Origin of the sequence: Corynebacterium mastitidis DSM 44356 (assembly GCF_000375365.1) — a bacterium.
In the GTDB taxonomy this organism is placed as follows: domain Bacteria; phylum Actinomycetota; class Actinomycetes; order Mycobacteriales; family Mycobacteriaceae; genus Corynebacterium; species Corynebacterium mastitidis.
The window spans coordinates 318480-335540 of sequence record NZ_AQXB01000001.1 but is presented as its reverse complement, the minus strand read 5'-3'; the positions used below and the strand labels follow the sequence as shown (position 1 = coordinate 335540).

The window sequence follows — 17061 nt, the reverse complement described above, 5'->3', positions numbered from 1 at the left end:
ATGCCTGCTACCGCGCTTGATTCCGCCCTTGGTTCCCTTGAGGATTGGCCCGTCGGGCACGCCTGCGCCGGGGTGATCCACCCCGGGGGCACCCGCACCGTGGGGGAGGCGGACCGTTCCTTCGCCCTTGCCAGCGTGACCAAGCTTCTGACCGCCTACGCGGCGCTGATCGCGGTGGAGGAGGGGGCCTGGGAGCTAGACCAGCCGCTCGGCCCCCAGGGATCCACCGTGCGCCACCTCCTTGCCCACGCCTCGGGGGTGGCCTTCGATTCCCGCGAGCAGGCCAAGCCGGTGGGGCGGCGGCGCGTCTACTCCTCCGCGGGCTACGAGTGGCTTGCCGAGGCCCTGGAGGGCCTCACCGAGATCCCCTTCCCCGAGTACCTGCGGGAGGCCGTGTGCGAGCCGCTGGGAATGCGCTCGACCCACCTGCGCGGCTCCGCCGGGCACGGGGCGGTGTCCACGCTGAGCGATCTGCTGCTCTTTGCCCGGGAGCTGCTGTCCCCGAGCCTGCTCAGCCGGCAGACCCTGGCCGAGGCCTTCACCCCGCAGTTTCCGGAGCTGCGCGGCGTGGTTCCGGGCTATGGGATGCACAAGCCCTGCCCCTGGGGCCTGGGCTTTGAGATTCGCGGGGAGAAGGAGCCGCATTGGCTGGGTGCCTCCATGCCCGCCGACGTGGTGGGGCACTTCGGCATGGCGGGCACCTTCCTGTGGTGCGCCCCGAGGCAGGGGGCGGCGATGGTGGCGCTCACGGACCGCGAGTTCGGCCCCTGGGCGGTGCCGCTGTGGGCGGAGACCAACGAGCGGGTGTGGCGGGCGCTGGCCGATTAAGCCTGAACTAGAGCTTGAATGAGTGGGGGATAAACCGGCACTTGAGAGTTGCCGCCCCGACGGCGTGCGGTACACACTCGTATTCAGTGTGAATGGTGGCAAGCCACGAGACCGTTGGGGAAGACGAGACTCGTCTTGCGCCGCCCGCCCCGTCGGGCGGCGCTTGTTGTGCCGAAGGAACCCACCCATGACCACATTGTTGCTTGACCACCCCGTGGACTCCTCGGTTGGCGCGGACGCGGAGGTGTGCTACTGCGTGCTCACCATCGAGCGCATGCCCACCGCCCTCCGGGCCGGTGTGGAGGCGCTCATGGTGCTGTGCGTGCCCAGCCAGCCGCTGCCGGCCCTCCCGGGCGCTGACCCCCTCGCCGCCCACTGGTGCACCCGGTGGGAGCGCGCCGGGCGGGGCCTCACCGGGTGCCGCGAGGTGCTCGCCGCGCCCCGCGCGGAGCTGCGCCGCTTCGCCGCCGCCCTGCGCGAGCGCGCCGAGGCCGAGGGGTTTTACGCCTCGGTGGAAGAGGTCTCCTCCGAGGAGGCGAAGCTGCCGTCCCCGAAGGGGTCGTCCCAGCAGTCCACCAGGTCCGCCACGGAGTCCAGCACCCGGGTGGGGCGGTAGGGGTAGCGGTTGATCTCCGCGTTGTCGGAGATGCCCGAGCGCACCAGGATGGTCCGCATGCCCGCCTCGAGCCCGGACTTCATGTCCGTGTCCATCCGGTCGCCGATCATCACCGTGCGCTCCGAGTGCGCGCCGATGGTGTTGAGCGCGGAGCGCATCATCACCGGGTTGGGCTTGCCCACGTAGTAGGGCTCCTGCCCGGTGGCGGCGGTGATGAGGGCCGCCACCGAGCCCGCCGCCGGGAGCAGGCCCTGCGGGGCGGGGCCGGTGACGTCCGGGTTGGTGCAGATGAAGCGCGCCCCGCCCAGGATGAGGTTGATGGCGGTGGTGATGGCCTCGAAGGAGTAGGTGCGCGTCTCGCCCAGGACCACAAACTCCGGGTCGTTATCGGTGAGTATCCAGCCCGCCTCGTGCAGCCCGGTGGTCAGCCCGGATTCCCCGATCACGTAGGCGGTGCCCTCGTCCTCCTGGCTCTTGAGGAAGTGCGCGGTGGCGGTGGCCGACGTCCAGATCCGCTCCGCAGGGATGTCCAGGCCCGTGTTGCGGAGGCGGGCCGAGAGGTCGCGCGGGGTGTGGATGGAGTTGTTGGTGAGCACCATGAAGCTGATGTCGTTCTCGTACAGGGCACGCAGGAAGCGATCCGCGCCGGGGATCATCTCGCCTTCCTTGATGAGCACGCCGTCCATGTCGGAGAGGTAGGAAATGTGGGCAGTCATGCCCCCATTCTGCTCCCTTTTCAGGCGGAAGTGGTATCCAGGAACTCCACGAGGTCCCCCACGGTGGAGAAGTTCGCCACGGTCTGCCCGTCCAGGCGCACCCCGAAGGCCTCCTCCGCCCGCACGGTGATCTCCACGACGTCGAGGGAGGTGGCGGCCGTGCCGTCGCGCAGCGGGGTGGCGGCGTCGATGCCCTGGGGGTCCGCGCCCGTGACGTCCGCCACGATGCGCGCCAGCCGCGCCAGGGTGCCCTCCGGCTGGTCGTCGTGCTGTTCTTCCGCGCCGAACTTGGCGGCGAGCTGGTCCGCGAGGTTTCCCATGATGGTCCCCAGCATAGCGCGCGAAGGGGCGCGGGGCGGCGCGCACAAGAAAAACGGGGGAGGCCCCGCGCGGGAGGCCTCCCCCGAGGGGAGCGCAGGCGGGCTTACGCCTGGGTGGGATCGTCCAAGTGGAAGCGCTTGGCGGCGTCGGCCGCCACCTGCATGTCGATCTTGCCCTCCCGGGCCAGGCCGATGAGCACCGCGACCACCACGGACTCCGCGTCGATGTTGAAGTGGCGACGCGCCGCCGGGCGGGTATCGGAGAACCCGAAGCCGTCCGCGCCGAGGACGATGTACTCGCCGGGCACGTAGGCGCGAATCTGCTCCTGGAGGTCCGTGGCAAAGTCGGAGACCGCCACGTAGGGCCCGGAGCCCTTCTTGAGCTGCGCGGTGGCAAAGGGCTCGGGGTGATCCCCGCCGGGGTTGCGCAGCGTCTCCTTGTTGATCCTGGCGCCGTCGCGGGCCAGCTCCACCCAGGAGGTCACGGAGAAGATGGACGCCTTGACGTCGAAGTCCTCGGCCAGGATCTCCTGGGCGCGCAGGGCGGCCTGCATGCCGATGCCGGAGGCCAGGATGGAGGCGTCCAGCGAGCCCCGGGAGCCGCCGTCGTAGAGGTAGATGCCCTTGTGCAGGCCCTCCACGTCCAGGTTCTCCGGCTCCGCGGGCTGGGGGATCGGCTCGTTGTAGATCGTCAGGTAGTAGATCACGTTCTCGCCCCGGCCGGGGCCGTACATGCGGTCGATGCCCTCGCGCACCAGGTGCGCCACCTCGTAGGCAAAGGCCGGGTCGTAGGAGACCACCCCGGGGTTGGTGGAGGCCAGGATCTGGGAGTGGCCGTCCATGTGCTGCAGGCCCTCGCCGGTCAGCGTGGTGCGGCCCGCGGTGGCGCCCAGCAGGAAGCCGCGCGCCATCTGGTCGGCGGCGGCCCAGATGGAGTCGCCGGTGCGCTGGAAGCCGAACATCGAGTAGAAGATGTACAGCGGGATCATCGCCACGCCCTGGGTGGCGTAGCTGGTGCCCGCGGCGATGAATGACGCCATGGAACCGGCCTCGTTGATGCCCTCGTGCAGGATGTGGCCGTCGGTGGCCTCGCGGTAGGAGAGCATGAGGTCGTGATCCACCGGCACGTAGTTCTGGCCGTGCGGGTTGTAGATCTTCATGGTGGGGAACCAGGAGTCCATGCCGAAGGTGCGGGCCTCGTCCGGGATGATCGGGACCAGGCGATCCTTCAGCCCCTTATCGCGCATGAGCTCCTTGAAGGTGCGCACCAGGGCCATCGTGGTGGCCACGGTCTGCTTGCCCGAGCCCTTGCGTACGGAGCGCAGCTTGTCGATGGCGGGGACCTCAAGCGGCTCGTACTTCTCGCGGCGCTCCGGGAGGAACCCGCCCAGCTCGCGGCGGCGCTCCTTCATGTACTTGATCTCCGGGGAGTCCTCGCCGGGGTGGAAGTACGGGGGCAGCTTGGGGTTCTTCTCCAGCTCCTCGTCGGAGATCGGGATACCCTGCTTGTCGCGGAAGAGCTTGAGGTCGTCCAGCGTGAGCTTCTTCATCTGGTGGGTGGCGTTGCGGCCCTCGAAGTTGTGGCCCAGCCCGTAGCCCTTGATGGTGTGCGCCAGGATCACGGTGGGGCGATCCGTGGTCTCCAGCGCGCGCTTGTAGGCGGCGTAGATCTTGCGGTAGTCGTGGCCGCCCCGGCGCAGCGCCCAGATCTCGTCGTCGGTCATGTCCTCCACGAGCTTCAGGGTGCGCGGGTCGCGCCCGAAGAAGTGCTCGCGCACGTACGCGCCGTCGTTCGCCTTGAAGGTCTGGTAGTCCCCATCCGGCGTCTTGTTCATGATCTCCACGAGGGCGCCGTCCTTGTCCTTCTCGAGCAGCTCGTCCCACTCGCGGCCCCACACGACCTTGATGACGGACCAGCCCGCGCCCCGGAAGAAGGACTCCAGCTCCTGGATGATCTGCGTGTTGCCGCGCACCGGGCCGTCCAGGCGCTGCAGGTTGCAGTTGACCACGAAGGTCAGGTTGTCCAGGTTGTTCAGCGCCGCCTGCTGCAGCAGGCCGCGGGACTCCGGCTCGTCCATCTCGCCGTCGCCCAGGAACGCCCACACGTGCTGCTGGGAGGTGTCCTTGATACCTCGGTTGTGCAGGTAGCGGTTGAAGCGCGCCTGGTAGATCGCGTCCATCGGGCCCAGGCCCATGGACACGGTGGGGAACTCCCAGAAGTCCTTCATGCCGTGGGGGTGCGGGTAGCTGGGCAGGCCGCCCTGCTCGCGGGATACCTCCTGGCGGAAGCCGTCCAGGTCGTCCTCGCTCAGGCGCCCCTCAAGGAAGGCGCGCGCGTACATGCCGGGGGAGGCGTGGCCCTGGAAGAACACCTGGTCGCCGCCGCCGGGGTGGTCCTTGCCCCGGAAGAAGTGGTTAAAGCCCACCTCGTACAGCGGGGCCGCGCCCGCGTAGGTGGAGATGTGCCCGCCGACGCCGATCTCGGGGCGCTGCGCGCGGTGCACCATGATGGCGGCGTTCCAGCGAATCCACCGCCGGTAGCGCTTCTCCACCTCCTCGTCGCCGGGGAACTCGGGCTCCGAGGAGGTGGGGATGGTGTTGACGAAGTCCGTGGACAGCAGCGGGGGCAGCGGCACGCGCTTTGCCGACGCCCGCTCCAAGAGGCGCAGCATGAGGTAACGGGCCCGATCGGAGCTGGAGTTATCGAGAAGCCCGTCAAGGGAGTCCATCCACTCGCGGGTCTCCTCCGGATCGGAGTCGTTCAGGTAGGACGCCACGCCGTCTCGGATGAGGGCGAAGTTGGTGTCCTCCGTCGGATTTCCGCTGAGATTGCCCTCAGCCATAGGTAAACCTCCTGGTTTGTTCAGGTTATATCCGGGCGCGGCCCACGTTGGGTATGACCTCATAGGCGGATACACCGCGCGCAACGTAGCCGAGTCTAGTGACAACGGGGGCCGCCCGCTGCACCGGGGATGGGGCTGGCGCGGGGGTTGGGGCCGGGGCTGAAAATGGGGAGAAAATCCCTGAAAGCCTGTATCCTGCTTGCAAGGAAGAGATTGTGCCCGGCGACGTCCCGCCGACAACGCTGGCGGTGGCGCACGGGGAAGCAGGAACGGGAGGAACATCACAGTGGTGGACGCTCCGGACGTTATCGGTAAAGACGTCCAGGACTATGCACAGCGCCTCGGCATTCAGCGGGGCAACGTTGTTCAGGAAGTGGGCTGGGACGAGGATTGCGATAGCGCCATCTCCGAGTCCATCGAGGATTTCCTGGACGAGGCGTTGCTGGACGAGGAGACCGACGACATCTGCGACGTCGTGCTGCTGTGGTGGCGGGAAGAGGACGGGGACCTCGTGGACGGTCTGGTGGACGCCGTGCGTCCGCTGGCCGAGAACGGGCGGGTCTGGCTGCTCACCCCGGGGGCGGGGCGCCCCGGGACCATCGAGCCGGGCGTGATCGCGGAGTCCGCGCAGCTCGCCGGGCTGGTGCAGACTAAGGCGGAGCGCCTGGGGCAGTGGCAGGGGTCCTGCCTGGTGCAGCGCGGTTCCACGCGCAAGTGAACCCTGTGCTATAGTTTTTCGAGTTGCCTGCGTGATGCGGCGCGCCGCACGGGCGCCTCTCGGTGGGTTTTGCGTCTTTAGCTCAGTTGGGAGAGCAGCTGGTTTACACCCAGCAGGTCGGCGGTTCGAGCCCGTCAGGACGCACGGATACATCCTCGGATTCGGTTATCGGGTCTGGGGTTTTCTTATTGTGCGGGGGCGTTCGGCGCCCCTGCGCTTCTCGCGGGGCGGCGCCCCGGCCCCGCATGGGCCTTCCGCCGCCTGCGTGCTTCCCGTTTCCGGCGTGCGGGGTGGGGGACCGCTCAGCCCGTCGCGGCCGCCCCGCCGCGCCTATGGGTCATTTCACATGCGGGGCGCGGAGTGGGCGGCTCGTCTCCGAGGGGCCGCGCCACGGCGCCGCGCCTGTGCTTTCGTACCCCGCGCATTCGCCCCGGAGGGCCGGTGCGGCGGGTTTTGGGGCCGCCGGGATTCTGTTACATGCTCCACAGCCTCGCGCGCCGATCCTGATATTCTCCGCATTTCTCGGCCCAAACAACTGCGTCGCCGTGGGCGGAGTAGACGAAAGGATACGGTACCCTTACAACCCTTTTTCTTCCCTGGCGCTTCGGTTATTCTTGGCCCACACGGTGAGTACGTCCCTGAATCTTCGACCGCAGGCCGGGGGCCGACGGGACGCCTCTCCACCTAGTCCGTTTCGCCTCTTTGTTGGGAAGGATCTCTCATGAACCTGAAGCGTAAGTTCGCTCTGTCCGCCGCCACCGTGGCCATCGCCGCCACCACGGCCATCGCCCCGGCGACCGCCACCACCGTGGCGGACAAGGACGTCGTGGCCACGGACGTCAAGCCGGCCTCCGAGAAGGACCAGGCCGATGCCCAGAAGCAGCGCCTGGAGAACGCCGACAAGGGCGTGGACATCTTCGCCAAGGTGGTCAAGGTGATCGCCGACACCGTCGCGCGCTTCGTGGGCTAATCCCCGCTCAAGCGTAAGGCGCCCGGGAAGATTCCCGGGCGCCTTTCTCATGCCCCGTGCCTGCGGGCCCCACCGCTTCGGGCTCGCCCAGGGGCGGGCGTTAGTCGTTCCTGCGCCGGTGAGTGGCAAGGGTGCGGGAGCGCAGGGGCTCGGCGGCCAGGATCGCCAGGGCGGTGAGCAGCCATCCCGCCCCCAGTACGGCGAGGGCGGAGAGGACGCGCCCGAGCATGTCCACCTCGGCGCCCGCCTGGAACATCGCCAGGCACAGCGAGGACCCGCAGGCGAAGCCGAAGAGGCTCACGAGCAGGATCGGCAGCATGATCTCGATGAAGGCCACGGCGGTGAAGAACCGCCGGGGCACCCCGAGGAGCTGGAAGGAGCGGGACAGCTCCGCGGACTCGAAGACCTCGCTCGCCTGGCCGAGGAAGATGGCGGTCCCGGCGATGATGAAGCCGAAGAGGAGGGTGAGCATCGCCCCGGTGGTCACGTCCCGGAAGATGAGGGAGAAGCCTTCCTCCTCCTCGTAGAGGCGCGAGAGCTCGTCGTCTCCGATGGGGGAGAGCACGAGGTAGCCGGAGAGGAAGCCGAAGAAGGCGATGGCCGAGCTGCGCCGCCAGGAGGCGCGGCTATCGCCGGAGATGCGGCGGCAGGCCACCAGGTGCGCCGTTCCGGGGAGAAGGGCGGCGCACCGGGCGCCGATCTGGAGCAGGTACGGGGCCGCCAGGTTGATGGCGCTGACGATGAGGAAGAGGAACCCGGCGATGGCGAGTAGGGCCCCGGCCTCGGAGGTGGTGGGATCGATCCTGCGCAGCGCCAGGGTGCCTACGAGGAACACGGCGAGGAACGCGAAGAATCGCCAGCGCCTGAGAGCGGGCGGCATGGTGCGGCGCGCCACGCCCAGCGGGGTCACCCGCACCCGCCGCATGCCAAAGAAGGACGCGGAGAGCGCGAGCGCGAGGAGGATTCCCACGACCGCGAGGTAGCCCCACCAGGGCAGCAGGATCTCCGAGAGCGCGATGCGGCGCTCCTGGAACTCGAGGGAGGTAAAGGCCGGGGCGAGGAGAACGCTGAGGCATAGGCCCAGCCCGATCCCGAGGACCGCCTGCAGGCCCGTCTCCACGGTGGTCATGCGGGTGATGTCGCGGGAGGAAAGCCCCAGCAGCCGGAGCAGGGCGAGGCGGCGCTCCCGCCCGGAGGCCCCCAGCACGGCGGACTGGGAGATGAGGCTAAAGAGCGCGGGCAGGATGAACGCGCAGGCGATGAGGGCGTAGAAGAACCACATGTTGAGCAGCAGGCCGTATTGCCCTAGCTGCTCTTGGACGTGCGCGGAGGCGTCCTCGGGGTGCCGGGCGCGCTGGTAGAACATCCAGGTGCCGCCCGCCACGAGGAAGGCGATGGTGGAGCTGACGGTGAGGCTGATAACGGCGAGCAGGCTCACGGTTCCGGTGCCGGTACGCGCGCGCAGGCTGGCCGTGTGCAGATCCCAGACGAGGCGAGTGGTGCTCATCGCGCACCCCGCAGCGGGCGATCGGCGTGGATGATGCCGTCGCGGATCTCCACGAGCCGCTCCATCCACTGGGCCACCTGGAGGTCGTGGGTCACCATCACCAGGCTGGCCCCGGAGTGCTTGATCAGCGTGCTGAGCATCTGCATGACCTCGTGCCCGGTGCTTTGGTCCAGCGCGCCGGTGGGCTCGTCGGCAAAGATGACGCTGGGCTCGGCGGCGAGCGCGCGGGCGATGGCCACGCGCTGGGCCTGCCCGCCGGAGATCTCGCTGGGGCGCCGCTCCGCAAGGTCGCCCAGCCCGAGCTGATCCAGGAGGTGCCGGGCGCGCTTGGCGGCCGTGCCGCGGGCCACCCCGGTCAGGAGGCAGGGCAGGGCCACGTTGTCCAGGTTGGACAGCTCCGGCATGAGCTGGCCGTCCTGAAACACGAACCCGAAGTTGCGCAGGCGCAGGCGGGAGCGGGCGGAGTCGGGCAGCGCGGACAGGGTCTGGGAACCAAACTGCACCGTCCCGTGGGTGGGGGTGAGCACGCCGGACATGCAGTGCAGCAGCGTGGACTTGCCGGAGCCGGAGGGCCCCATGATCGCCACGGTCTCCCCGGGGCGGACGGTCAGGGAAATGCCGGATAGGACCGGGCTCGCGCCGAAGTCCTTGGCGATGTCTGTGAGTTGAAGTACGTGGGTCATAGCCGTTATTTCACCTGGTGGGAGCGCCGTTTTCGAGGGGGCTGGGGATAGTCTTTGTGGTAGTGCCAGCGCTACCCCCGTTTTTACCCTCGCATTAGGCTGGCGCGGGGTAGGTACCGGCCGGAAGGGACGAGGGAGGACGCATGCGGTGGTTCCGGGAGCGCAGGCAGCCGGAGGAGGAGACGCGGGGCAGCCGCGAGGAGCGCCAGGCCGCGCGGATCGCGGAGCTCACCGCCTCGCGCCGGGCCATCGCGGACGCCTACGAGGTGGAGCGTCAGCGCATCGAGCGGGACCTGCACGACGGCGCGCAGCAGTACCTCGTGGCCGCCTCCATCAAGCTGGGGGAGGCGGCCCTCGACGCCGAGGGCATGGTGCTCGACCTCGTGCGTGCGGCCAAGGGCGACCTCGACGCCGGGCTGGATTCCCTGCGCACCATCGTGCGCGGCGTGCATCCCCAGGTGCTCAGCGATCACGGGCTGGAGGCCGCGGTGCGCGACGCCGCGGCGGGGTACGGGCCGCACGTGCGGGTGCGCGCCCCGCATCCGCTGCCGAGGCTTTCCCCCAGCGTGGTGGCGGCGGGGTACTTCTTTACCGCGGAGGCGCTGACCAACGCCGCCAAGCACGCGCCGGGCGCGGCCGTGAGCGTGCTCCTCTCCTCGGACGAGAGCCTGCGCATCGCCGTGGTGGACGAGGGAGGCGGCGGCGCTACGCTTAGGCCCGGCCACGGGCTGTGGGGGATGCGGGAGCGCCTCGCCGCTTTCGGTGGGGACCTCACGGTGGTCTCGCCGCCCGGGGGACCCACGCGGGTGGCGTGCTCCATCCCCCTGCTGCTGGAGCGGGGACACAGCGCCCTGGGAGGAGAGGGATGATGAGCCTCTCCATCGTGATCGCGGACGATTCCGCGCTGCTGCGCGAGGGGGTGGCGGGGCTGTTGGAGCGGCGCGGGCACCGCGTCGTGGGCCAGGCGTCCAGCGCGGATCAGCTACGCGGGCTCATCGAGGGCAACCCGCTGCCGGACGTGCTGATCACCGACGTGCGCATGCCGCCGAACATGGCGGACGACGGCCTCAAGGCGGCGGTGGCGCTGCGCGGCCGGTACCCGGAGCTGGCGGTGATGGTGCTCAGCCAGTACGTGGCCCCGGCGTACGCGGTGGAGCTTTTTGCCCACGCCGCCAGCGGAACGGGATACCTGCTGAAGGATCGCGTTTCCGAGGTGGCCGACTTTCTGCGCTCTCTCGCGCTGGTGGCGCAGGGCGGCACCGTGATCGACCCCACCGTGGCCCGCGCCCTGATGGCCTCGGGGCGCAGCGGGATCGCGGAGCTTACGCCCAGGGAGCGGGAGGTCCTCGAGCTGATGTCCCGGGGCCAGTCCAATCGGGATATCGCGGCGGGGCTGTGCCTCTCGGGGGCCGCCGTGGCCAAGCACGTCTCCAACATCTTTAGCAAGCTGGGCCTGGCCCCCTCGGAGGAGAACCGCCGCGTCAAGGCGATCTTGGAGTACCTCGCCGCGGGTCGGCAGGGGTAGCGGCTAGCGCCCGTAGCGACCGTGCGGGTGGGCGGGGCGCTGCGGGGCGTCGTCCCAGAGCGCCTCCTGGAAGTGCTTGCGCTCCTCGCGCCGGGAGCGCCGCGCCGGGCTCGGGGGCGTCGGCAGGTCCTGCGGGGCTGCGTCGGCGGAGACCGCCGCCAGCTCCTCCTGCTCGCTGCGGGCGCGGCGGCGCTCCCGCACCTCGGCGTAGACGAAGTACCCCAGCCCCAGCGGGGCCATGATGCCAAAGGCGATCCACTGCAGGCCGTAGGAGAGGTGAGAGCCCCGGTCGAGCTGGGGGATCGGCATGGCCGTCACCTCGCCCGGCTGCCCCTCCGAGAGCTGGATGTAGTCCCGGGCCAGGGGGGTGCCCAGGTCCTGACCGATGAGCTCGGTGTTGATCCCGTAGACCTGCAGGTGTCCGTCCTCGGTAAAGGAGGCCCGCTCGGGAGGGGCCTCGCCCAGGCGGGCCACGCCGACGATGCTCACCTCGCCCTCGGGGGCGGGGTCGTAGGAGGGAACGTCCGCCCCGGTGGTGGGCTCGTAGCCCCGGTTGACGAGGTACGTGGTGCCGTCCGTGGCGGCAAAGGCGGTGAGCACCTGCACGGCGGGGCCGGAGTCGCTGGGGCGCATGCGCAGCACCGCCTCGGCCTCGGGGAGATAGCGCCCGGTGAGGCTCACCCGCCGCCACTCCCCGGTGTCCCCCAGGACGCCGCCGTCAAAGACCTCGCCCACGGGAAGGGGATCGTGGTCGAAGGCCTCGGAGATGCGCTCGTTGCGCTCCACGATGTCCGAGTCCTTGTTGAGCTGCCAGGGGGCCAGGAGGGTGAATGCAAAGTAGGAGAATACGACGATGATCAGCGCGGAGACGATCCACCCCGGCTTGAGAAAGGCCCGCCAGGGGGAGCGGCGGCGTCGGGTGCCGTAGCGGTCGTGCACAGTCGAACTCACAGCACCCAAGCCTAGTTCAGGCCGCCGTCGATCCGGGTACGCGCCCAGTCCAGGATGCCGTCCAGGGCGGCGGTGATCTGCTCGTAGCACGCGCGGAACCCCTCCGGGCCGCCGTAGTAGGGGTCGGCCACGGAGGCCTCCTCGGGCGCGTGGGGATCAAAGCTGCGCACCAGGCGCACCCGCTCCTCGGGCACGCCGTGCTCCGCGATGAGGCGGGAGCGGTGCCCGGTGTCCAGGGCCAGGAGCAGGTCGGCCCGGGCGTCCTGGGGGCCGAACTGGCTGGCCCGGAGGGCGGAGCCGTCGTGCCCGTGGGCGGCCAGCTCCGCGAGGGTGCGGGGATCGGCCGGGTCGCCCACGTGCCAGCCCCCGAGGCCGCAGGAGGTCACCGCAATCAGATCGCCCATGCCGGCGGCCAGGGCGGCGTCGCGCAGCAGCACCTCCCCCATGGGGGAGCGGCAGATGTTGCCGGTGCATACAAAGTCCAGGTGAAGGCGTGACGTCATGGCGCTCCCATCGGTGCGGTCGGGGCTTGTGGATTCCGGTGTGTTCCAGTGTGGCAGACAATGCCTAGACTAGGGGAGATTCAAGGCGCCAAGCAGGCAAGCTCCGGGAAAGGGGACGCAATGAGCAGCGGTCACACCGAATACACAGTGGGGGAGGTTCGAGAGGTCATCGAGGCCGCCTATCCCCCGGAACTGGCGGAGAGCTGGGACCAGGTGGGGCTGATCTGCGGCGACCCGCAGGCGGCGGTGAGCACGGTGGCCTTCGCCCTGGACTGCACCCAGGCCGTGGCCGAGCGCGCGGTGGAGATCGGCGCGCAGATGCTGGTGGTGCACCACCCGCTGCTGCTGCGCGGGGCGCACAGCGTGGCCGCCGATACCCCCAAGGGCAGGGTGCTGCACACGCTGATCACCGGCGGGGTGGCGCTCATGGCCGCCCACACCAACGCGGATTCCGCGCGCCCGGGCGTGAACGATCGCCTGGCCGAGCTGGTGGGCATCGTCCCGGGTCGCCCCCTGAAGCCCACCGAGGGGTACCGGGGGCCGCTCGAGGAGGCCACCGGCCTGGGGCGGGTGGGGCGGCTCGAGCCGCCCATGCGGCTGCGGGACTTCGTGCAGCGGGTGGCCGACGCCCTCCCCGTCACGGAATGGGGGGTGCGCGCGGCGGGAGACCCCGAGGCGATGGTGAGCACCGTGGCGGTGTCCTCCGGCGCGGGGGACGGCTTCCTCGACGCCGCTCGGGAGCTGGGGGTGGACGCCTACGTGACGTCCGATCTGCGCCATCACCCGGTGGACGAGCACCTGCGGGCCGGCGGCCCCGCCGTGATCGACACCGCGCACTGGGCCAGCGAGTTCCCCTGGACCGGCCAGGCCGCCCGGATCGTGCGGCGGGCCACCGGGTTGAACACCGAGGTCATCGACATCCGCACCGACCCGTGGACGATCTCCGCCCACCCGCGCGGGTAGAAAGGACAGCATGAAGCTCAGCACATCCGAACAACGCGCCCTGCTGGAACTCTCCACCCTGCACCGGGCCGCAGACATAGCGGGCACCCGGAGCGCGGCGTCCCCGGAGGCGGAGGAGCTGGATCGCCTCCGGGCCGAGCGCGCCCGCCTCCAGTCCGCGGCGGCCAGCGCGCGCATGGCCGTAGACGACATCGAGGCGGAGATCCTGCGCATCCAGGAGGACGAGCGCAAGCTGCGCAAGCGGGAGCGCGAGGACAAGCGGGAGCTGGGGGCCACCGAGGACCCGGAGCACCGGCGCGACCTGGAGCACGACCTGTACTCGGCAAAGTCCCGCATCGCGGACCTGATGAGCGAGCTACAGGAGGCCCACAACGAGGTCCACGCGCTGCGCTCCAACAGGGACCTGCACGAGGAGCGGCTTCGGGACCTCGACCGCAGGATCGAGGCCGCCCGGCAGGCTGCCGGGTCCGCAAACACCGACGAGGACGCGGGCCGGAAGGCCCGGATCGAGGAGATCGAGGGCCTGCTCAGCGGGGAGGCGCTGGCGGAGTACCGCCGGCAGCGCGAGGAAAACGGCGTGGGAGTGGCGGCCTTCAACGGGCGATCCTGCGGCGGGTGTTTCATCGTGCTGCCCGCGGCCGACCGCTCCGCCATCGGCGCCGCCCCCGCCGATCGGGTGCCCCAGTGCCCCAACTGCGGCTCCTACCTGGTGCGCCGGGGAGGGCAGGAATGAGGGTATGCGTGGAGGCCGACGGCGGCTCGCGGGGCAACCCCGGCATCGCGGGCTCCGGCAGCGTGCTCTACGACGCCCAGCGCACCACGATCCTGCGCGAGCAGGCCTACGTGGTGGGCGCCTCCGCCACGAACAACGTGGCGGAATACTACGGGCTGATTACCGGCCTGGAGGCCGCGCGCGAGTACGGGGCCACGGAGGTGGCCGTGTACATGGACTCCAAGCTCGTGGTGGAGCAGATGTCCGGGCGGTGGCGCATCAAGCACCCCGACATGCAGGAGCTGGCGCTGCGCGCCCGCCGGATCATGGCGGACTTTGACGAGGTCACCTTCCAGTGGGTTCCCCGCGCCCAGAACAAGAAGGCGGACGAGCTCTCCAACGTGGCGATGGACGCCGCCGCCTCCGGCGCCGCGCCGGGGATGGTGCACGATACGGGTGCTCTCACCCGGGACGCGAACCCCGCGCCCGAGGAGGCGGAGCAGGCAGCCACGGCCTCGGACCCCGCCCGGGTGTTCAACCCGGAGGGCGAGCCCACGACCAGGATCATCCTGGTGCGCCACGGGCAGACCGAGCACACCGCGCGCGGGTGCTTCTCCGGGCACGCGGACCCGGGGCTCACGGACGCGGGCACCGAGCAGGCCCGCCGGGCCGCGCGCCTGGTGCGGGGCATGATCGACGGCGCCGCCCCGGTGGTTCTCAGCTCGCCGCTGCGCCGGGCGCGGGACACCGCGCGCGAGGTGGCCAGGGAGCTGGGGGCCTCGGTGCAGGTGGAGCAGGACCTGATCGAGGTGGACTTCGGGGACTGGGACGGCAAGGAGTTCTCCCGCGCGCGGGAGGAAAACCCGAGGCTGCACGCCGCGTGGCTGGGGGACACCTCGGTGGCCCCTCCCGGCGGGGAATCCCTCGACGACCTGCACCGGAGGGTGGAGGGGCTGGGGCGGCGCCTCCGCCGGGAGCACGAGGGAGCCACGCTGGTGCTGGTCAGCCACGTCAACCCCATCAAGTCCTTCCTGCGGCAGGCCCTCGGCGGCGGCCCGGAGTGCTTTCACCGGCTGTTCCTCGACGTGGCCTCGGTGTCCGTGGTGGAGTTCATGGGGGAGCGCGGCGTGGTGCGCGGGATCAACATGGGGCAGCCGGCGGGCTAGTTTTCGGTTTTCCTTCTCACCGGGGGCGGGGTACTCTTAGGCCTCGCGAACGAGCCGATCGGGTGGACGCGGCGCGGCGAACCTCCGCAGCCATGCGGCAGGCGCGGCGCCGAGGAAAGTCCGGACTCCACAGGGCGCGGTGGTTGCTAACGGCAACCCGGGGCGACCCGCGGGAAAGTGCAACAGAAAGTAGACCGCCCGCGCGCAGGCGCGGGTAAGGGTGAAAGGGTGCGGTAAGAGCGCACCGGCGGGGCAGGCGACTGCCCCGGCCAGGTAAACCCCACCGGGAGCAAGGCAACGAGGCGCACCACCGCGTGCGCCGGGAGCGGATGCATGAGGGCTGCCCGCCCGAGTCCGCAGGTAGCTGCTTGAGGCGGTCAGCGATGGCCGACCCAGATGGATGTTCACCGCCTCCCCCGCGTGGAGCGGGGGAGGGACAGAATCCGGCTCATAGATCGACTCGTTCGCCCTTTTTTACGCCTCCTCGGCGCGCCCCGGCTGGCCGGGAAGCAGCGGCACCACGGTGAGGCCGCGTTCCCGCATCGCCGCGCGGAACCTATCGGCCTCGCCGGGGGCGACCAGCGCCGCCACCCAGGCCGAGGAGCCCGCCCACGTGGCGTGCGCGCTGGAGGCCCCGTGCTCGTGGCACAGCTCGACGAGCTCCCCGGTGCTATCCCCGTAGATCCCGGCCAGGGCGCGCTGGGACTCCCCGAGCAGCCGGGGGATCTCCCCGTGGTGCCGCCCGCGCAGCAGCGAGACGACCCGCTGGCCGCGCGCGGTTTCCTCCTCCCAGAACTGCAGCCAGGACGCCGCCGTGGCGATGGTGGGGTACCCGGCGGGGCCGTGGAAGGAGCGCGCCGCCTGCAACCACTCCAGGACGCGGGGGGTGGCGTCCGGAAGCACCCGGAGGGAGTCCGTTCCGAAGTCGCGCGTCGCCTGCGCGATGAGGCGCGCGCGCTGCTGCCTTTCCTCGGCGTGGGGCGGGGCGCTCGGCTCGGTAGGCGCGGTCGGATCGCGGTGCGCGCCGGGGTATCCGAGGGCATAGGCCGCGATCCGGGGGTCCGAGGAACCGGCAACCTGGTGCGCCGCCGCGAGGGGCAGCGGCGCGGTGGTCACGGAGCCGTCGGCGTAATCCACCACGCACAGGCTGCCCGCGGTGCCGCGCAGCGCGGCGATGTGCCGGGAGCGCAGCGTCGTGGAGCCGGGCAGGGCCGACACCGCGCCGGAGCACACCGAGGCCAGCCGGGCACGCAGGGGAGCCTCGTCCGTTTCGCGCGCCTCCGGGTACAGGGCCAGGCCCAGGGCGGCGTCGAAGGAGTGGAGCGCCCCCAGGCCCGAACCCAGCGGCACGTCCGAACACACGGTGAGGTCGAAGCCGGAGGTCTCCCGGCTGAGCAACTGCCGCTGCACGAAGGAAGACACGAGGTGCGCCGCGCGCTGCGCCAGCGTGACCTGCCCGAACCCGGGTGCCTCCCCCAGGGCGGCCTCGTGGGCGCGCACCTCGGTGCCGGCGAAGTCCCCCCGAACCGTGATCGAGCGGTCCCCGCGCGGCGAGGCCACCACCGCGGTGTGCAGCCCGAGCGGGAGCAGGGCGACCACGCCGCCGTACTCGTCGGTGTGCTCGCCCACGACGGGCCACGTCCCGGGGGCCCGGCCCCGCAGGCTCGGGTTGCTGCCCACAGCGCCGAGGTGGGCAGCGCAGGCGCGGTCCATGAGGGACGATGCGGGGGGCTTCGACACGATCGCGGTGACTCCTGACAACGAGGGGAGGTGAACACGAATATTCTAATAGCCGCAGTAGAGTAAGGAGGCGGACGGCATGTTCCCTAACGCGAGGAGGACACGATGAAGGACGCCCAGGATCAGAACGCGCAGTGGTTTTATCACCCCCGCACCGGGGAGGTCACGCAGGGGGTGCAGGGCGGCTGGGAGGACCGCATGGGCCCTTACGCGACGAAGCACGAGGCGGAGCACGCCCTGGAGATCGCCGCCCAGCGGAACAACGCCTACGACGCCCAGGACGAGGACTGGTCTTAGCCA

At 70.5% G+C, this 17061-nt stretch carries 18 protein-coding genes, 1 tRNA gene and 1 other RNA gene; 12 read left to right on the top strand and 8 right to left on the bottom strand.

The genetic code is table 11. From position 1 onward, the window contains the following. A complete protein-coding gene (locus B140_RS0101590) occupies positions 1-828 on the top strand; it encodes a serine hydrolase domain-containing protein (protein WP_040425700.1) in 828 nt (275 codons plus the stop codon). A 187-nt stretch (positions 829-1015) separates the two neighbouring features. Beyond that, complete coding sequence (locus B140_RS13655) at positions 1016-1444, top strand: hypothetical protein (protein WP_156801600.1); 429 nt, start codon at positions 1016-1018, stop codon at positions 1442-1444. On the opposite strand, the gene B140_RS0101585 is transcribed toward B140_RS13655, so the two are convergent. The 3 genes from B140_RS0101585 to aceE form a co-directional block, all read right to left on the bottom strand. Next, on the bottom strand, positions 1330-2160 hold the full coding sequence (locus tag B140_RS0101585; protein ID WP_018117599.1) for an HAD-IIA family hydrolase: 831 nt from the start codon (positions 2158-2160) through the stop codon (positions 1330-1332). The genes B140_RS13655 and B140_RS0101585 overlap by 115 nt on opposite strands. Positions 2161-2180: 20 nt before the next feature. Then, positions 2181-2480: an acyl carrier protein gene (locus B140_RS0101580; protein WP_244874363.1), complete on the bottom strand. Its 300-nt coding sequence runs from the start codon at positions 2478-2480 to the stop codon at positions 2181-2183. 104 nt (positions 2481-2584) lie between these two features. Further along, positions 2585-5323 (bottom strand): pyruvate dehydrogenase (acetyl-transferring), homodimeric type, encoded by a 2739-nt coding sequence (gene aceE, locus B140_RS0101575; protein WP_018117597.1) that lies wholly within the window; start codon positions 5321-5323, stop codon positions 2585-2587. 286 nt (positions 5324-5609) lie between these two features. Between aceE and B140_RS0101570 the strand changes: the two genes are divergently transcribed. From B140_RS0101570 to B140_RS0101560, 3 genes are all read left to right on the top strand, one after another. Beyond that, positions 5610-6041: a DUF3052 domain-containing protein gene (locus B140_RS0101570; protein ID WP_040425699.1), complete on the top strand. Its 432-nt coding sequence runs from the start codon at positions 5610-5612 to the stop codon at positions 6039-6041. 71 nt (positions 6042-6112) lie between these two features. Next, positions 6113-6185: transfer RNA gene (locus B140_RS0101565), tRNA-Val, on the top strand. A gap of 577 nt (positions 6186-6762) precedes the next feature. Next, a complete protein-coding gene (locus B140_RS0101560) occupies positions 6763-7011 on the top strand; it encodes a hypothetical protein (RefSeq protein ID WP_018117595.1) in 249 nt (82 codons plus the stop codon). Positions 7012-7111: 100 nt separating this feature from the next. Here B140_RS0101560 and B140_RS0101555 read toward each other — a convergent pair whose 3' ends face one another. Continuing rightward, positions 7112-8518, bottom strand: coding sequence for an FtsX-like permease family protein (locus tag B140_RS0101555; protein WP_018117594.1), 1407 nt, complete (start codon positions 8516-8518; stop codon positions 7112-7114). Further along, the gene (locus tag B140_RS0101550; RefSeq protein WP_018117593.1) at positions 8515-9201 is read right to left on the bottom strand and encodes an ABC transporter ATP-binding protein; all 687 of its coding nucleotides are present in this window, start codon (positions 9199-9201) and stop codon (positions 8515-8517) included. Before B140_RS0101550 ends, B140_RS0101555 begins: the two co-directional genes overlap by 4 nt. 143 nt (positions 9202-9344) lie before the next feature. On the opposite strand from B140_RS0101550, the gene B140_RS0101545 reads away from it, so the two are divergent. Together B140_RS0101545 and B140_RS0101540 are read left to right on the top strand one after the other, a co-directional pair. Beyond that, positions 9345-10070: a sensor histidine kinase gene (locus tag B140_RS0101545; RefSeq protein ID WP_018117592.1), complete on the top strand. Its 726-nt coding sequence runs from the start codon at positions 9345-9347 to the stop codon at positions 10068-10070. Beyond that, positions 10070-10726, top strand: a complete 657-nt coding sequence (locus B140_RS0101540; protein WP_018117591.1) for a response regulator — start codon at positions 10070-10072, stop codon at positions 10724-10726. Before B140_RS0101545 ends, B140_RS0101540 begins: the two co-directional genes overlap by 1 nt. A 3-nt stretch (positions 10727-10729) precedes the next feature. Here the strand turns inward: B140_RS0101540 and B140_RS11605 are convergent, their stop codons facing one another. Together B140_RS11605 and B140_RS0101530 are read right to left on the bottom strand one after the other, a co-directional pair. Continuing rightward, the gene (locus B140_RS11605) at positions 10730-11677 is read right to left on the bottom strand and encodes an SURF1 family cytochrome oxidase biogenesis protein (protein ID WP_083912188.1); all 948 of its coding nucleotides are present in this window, start codon (positions 11675-11677) and stop codon (positions 10730-10732) included. An 11-nt stretch (positions 11678-11688) separates the two neighbouring features. After that, positions 11689-12180: a low molecular weight protein-tyrosine-phosphatase gene (locus B140_RS0101530; protein WP_018117590.1), complete on the bottom strand. Its 492-nt coding sequence runs from the start codon at positions 12178-12180 to the stop codon at positions 11689-11691. 120 nt (positions 12181-12300) lie between these two features. Between B140_RS0101530 and B140_RS0101525 the strand changes: the two genes are divergently transcribed. From B140_RS0101525 to rnpB, 4 genes are all read left to right on the top strand, one after another. Beyond that, complete coding sequence (locus B140_RS0101525) at positions 12301-13143, top strand: Nif3-like dinuclear metal center hexameric protein (RefSeq protein WP_040425698.1); 843 nt, start codon at positions 12301-12303, stop codon at positions 13141-13143. A gap of 10 nt (positions 13144-13153) precedes the next feature. Next, a complete protein-coding gene (locus B140_RS0101520; RefSeq protein WP_018117588.1) occupies positions 13154-13876 on the top strand; it encodes a zinc ribbon domain-containing protein in 723 nt (240 codons plus the stop codon). After that, positions 13873-15021, top strand: coding sequence for a bifunctional RNase H/acid phosphatase (locus tag B140_RS0101515; RefSeq protein WP_026165872.1), 1149 nt, complete (start codon positions 13873-13875; stop codon positions 15019-15021). Before B140_RS0101520 ends, B140_RS0101515 begins: the two co-directional genes overlap by 4 nt. A 50-nt stretch (positions 15022-15071) precedes the next feature. Continuing rightward, positions 15072-15488, top strand: an RNA gene (rnpB, locus tag B140_RS12885) — RNase P RNA component class A. A 7-nt stretch (positions 15489-15495) separates the two neighbouring features. Here the strand turns inward: rnpB and B140_RS0101510 are convergent. Next, positions 15496-16761, bottom strand: a complete 1266-nt coding sequence (locus tag B140_RS0101510) for a galactokinase family protein (protein ID WP_156801599.1) — start codon at positions 16759-16761, stop codon at positions 15496-15498. A 105-nt stretch (positions 16762-16866) separates the two neighbouring features. Here B140_RS0101510 and B140_RS0101505 point away from each other — a divergent pair, with 105 nt between their 5' ends. After that, on the top strand, positions 16867-17058 hold the full coding sequence (locus B140_RS0101505; protein ID WP_018117585.1) for a hypothetical protein: 192 nt from the start codon (positions 16867-16869) through the stop codon (positions 17056-17058). The last annotated feature ends 3 nt before the right edge of the window (positions 17059-17061 follow it).

What these genes read in the sequence shown, in the direction of transcription:
- B140_RS0101590 (WP_040425700.1), top strand. Translation starts at nt 1, where the DNA reads ATGCCTGCTACCGCGCTTGATTCCGCCCTTGGTTCCCTTGAGGATTGG.
- B140_RS13655 (WP_156801600.1), top strand. Translation starts at nt 1,016, where the DNA reads ATGACCACATTGTTGCTTGACCACCCCGTGGACTCCTCGGTTGGCGCG.
- B140_RS0101585 (WP_018117599.1), bottom strand. Translation starts at nt 2,160, where the DNA reads ATGACTGCCCACATTTCCTACCTCTCCGACATGGACGGCGTGCTCATC.
- B140_RS0101580 (WP_244874363.1), bottom strand. Translation starts at nt 2,480, where the DNA reads ATGGGAAACCTCGCGGACCAGCTCGCCGCCAAGTTCGGCGCGGAAGAA.
- aceE (WP_018117597.1), bottom strand. Translation starts at nt 5,323, where the DNA reads ATGGCTGAGGGCAATCTCAGCGGAAATCCGACGGAGGACACCAACTTC.
- B140_RS0101560 (WP_018117595.1), top strand. Translation starts at nt 6,763, where the DNA reads ATGAACCTGAAGCGTAAGTTCGCTCTGTCCGCCGCCACCGTGGCCATC.
- B140_RS0101555 (WP_018117594.1), bottom strand. Translation starts at nt 8,518, where the DNA reads ATGAGCACCACTCGCCTCGTCTGGGATCTGCACACGGCCAGCCTGCGC.
- B140_RS0101550 (WP_018117593.1), bottom strand. Translation starts at nt 9,201, where the DNA reads ATGACCCACGTACTTCAACTCACAGACATCGCCAAGGACTTCGGCGCG.
- B140_RS0101545 (WP_018117592.1), top strand. Translation starts at nt 9,345, where the DNA reads ATGCGGTGGTTCCGGGAGCGCAGGCAGCCGGAGGAGGAGACGCGGGGC.
- B140_RS0101540 (WP_018117591.1), top strand. Translation starts at nt 10,070, where the DNA reads ATGAGCCTCTCCATCGTGATCGCGGACGATTCCGCGCTGCTGCGCGAG.
- B140_RS0101530 (WP_018117590.1), bottom strand. Translation starts at nt 12,180, where the DNA reads ATGACGTCACGCCTTCACCTGGACTTTGTATGCACCGGCAACATCTGC.
- B140_RS0101525 (WP_040425698.1), top strand. Translation starts at nt 12,301, where the DNA reads ATGAGCAGCGGTCACACCGAATACACAGTGGGGGAGGTTCGAGAGGTC.
- B140_RS0101520 (WP_018117588.1), top strand. Translation starts at nt 13,154, where the DNA reads ATGAAGCTCAGCACATCCGAACAACGCGCCCTGCTGGAACTCTCCACC.
- B140_RS0101515 (WP_026165872.1), top strand. Translation starts at nt 13,873, where the DNA reads ATGAGGGTATGCGTGGAGGCCGACGGCGGCTCGCGGGGCAACCCCGGC.
- B140_RS0101505 (WP_018117585.1), top strand. Translation starts at nt 16,867, where the DNA reads ATGAAGGACGCCCAGGATCAGAACGCGCAGTGGTTTTATCACCCCCGC.